This is a genomic window from Thiobacillus denitrificans DSM 12475 (genome assembly GCF_000376425.1).
Classification (GTDB): domain Bacteria; phylum Pseudomonadota; class Gammaproteobacteria; order Burkholderiales; family Thiobacillaceae; genus Thiobacillus; species Thiobacillus denitrificans.
Genome location: NZ_AQWL01000034.1, coordinates 1 through 1,517 on the forward strand (window position 1 = coordinate 1; position 1,517 = coordinate 1,517).

2 protein-coding genes are annotated in these 1,517 nt (G+C 58.3%); both read right to left on the reverse strand.

Annotated elements, in window-relative coordinates; all coding sequences use genetic code 11:
* Window positions 1–199 precede the first annotated feature (199 nt).
* Window positions 200–670 (reverse strand): cyanase, encoded by a 471-nt coding sequence (gene cynS / locus B059_RS0118345; RefSeq protein ID WP_018079680.1) that lies wholly within the window; start codon window positions 668–670, stop codon window positions 200–202.
* A gap of 32 nt (window positions 671–702) precedes the next feature.
* A complete protein-coding gene (locus B059_RS0118350) occupies window positions 703–1,365 on the reverse strand; it encodes a carbonic anhydrase (RefSeq protein WP_018079681.1) in 663 nt (220 codons plus the stop codon).
* Window positions 1,366–1,517: the final 152 nt, after the last annotated feature.

The window sequence follows — 1,517 nt, forward strand, 5'->3', positions numbered from 1 at the left end:
ATGGCAAACAGCAGGGTCATCGAGCGGGTCAGTGCGCGTTTCTGGGTCGGCATGTCGATCTGGTTTTAAAAGGCGGATGGGCGAGAAAAGGGCCATCGGCCGATGGCATGGCAGTCCGGAAGGACTCCCTGCGGCATCGGTCATGGCCCTGGCAAAAAGCTGTCCCGCGCAGGATGTGACTGTCGCGGGGCGAAGCGCCTCAGAACGGCTTATTGGGCAGGAATTTCCCGTCCAGCGTGATTACCGCACGCGAGCCGCCTTCCGGGTCTTCGACTTTTTTGATGTCCAGCTTGAAATTAATCGCGCTAATGATACCGTCGCCGAACTGTTCGTGCACCAGCGCCTTCAGGGTGGTGCCGTAGATCTGGACCATTTCGTAGAAGCGGTAGATGGTCGGGTCAGTCGGAATGCCGCCGGCGATACTGCCGCGCAGCGGGATGGTTTGCAGTTGCGCAACATCCGCTGCATCCAGCCCCAAGTGGGCGCAAACGATCTCGGCGGCGGCCTTCGGCAGTGCGTGCTGCCCCAGCAGCGCTGCCGTGACATAGGCAACGCTGAGCCCGGTTCCGGCAGCCAGCTGCTGCCAGGACAGGTCCTGGAGTGCCTTGGCAGCGATGACGCGCGCGGTGAGCGCAAGGCGGGGATCCTGATACACATTCGATTGTTGCATGGTGTTGTCCTTTTTCAGTGAGGAAGAGACGGTCAAGCGACCAAAGCGCCACGCTTTGACTGCGTGGCAATAGTTTGTGGAAATTCGGCGAGTGAAACGAAGCGATTGCTCTCGCCATCCAGCGCCACAATGGAACCTGTTTCGATGTCGTAGACCCAGCCGTGCAGGTTGAGCCGGCCCTGCTCCAGCGCCAGCGCCACCGAAGGATGGGTCTTGAGATTGACCAATTGGGCAATCACGTTTTCGCGCACCATCGAAGTCAGGCGCGCTGCAGCAGAGAGATGGGTGCGCGATGCATTGACTACCTTTGCCGAGTCGGCGTGGCGCAACCAGCTGGCAACGGCCGGCAAATGGTCCAGGCACTTGCAGCTGGAAATCGCCGTCATGGCGCCGCAATCCGAATGGCCGCAGACCACGATATCGGTGACGCCCAATTCCGCCACCGCGTATTCGACCGTGGCGGTAACGCCCCCGGGTTCCTGGCTGTAAGACGGCACAATGTTGCCGGCATTGCGAATCACAAAGATGTCGCCCGGATCTTGCTGGGTCAGCAATTCAGGCACGACCCGGCTATCGGAACAGGTAATAAAGAGAGCGCTTGGGCTTTGGGTGGTAGCCAGCTCCTTGAAAAGGGCAGACAGTCCCGGGAAGGCATGCTGCTGAAATTTCAAGACCCCCTCGACGATGGACTTCATGGCCTTGCTCCTTGTGTGATGAAGTAATGCTGCCATGATGGAGCGATTCAGCTATTGAGTCCAAGACCGATATACAATCAAATCCATAATAATTTCCTATAGTTGCCAAGCATGCTATTGCGCCACATACGTTACCTTCTCGCGGTGGCAGA

What these genes read in the sequence shown, in the direction of transcription:
- cynS (WP_018079680.1), bottom strand. Translation starts at nt 670, where the DNA reads ATGCAACAATCGAATGTGTATCAGGATCCCCGCCTTGCGCTCACCGCG.
- B059_RS0118350 (WP_018079681.1), bottom strand. Translation starts at nt 1,365, where the DNA reads ATGAAGTCCATCGTCGAGGGGGTCTTGAAATTTCAGCAGCATGCCTTC.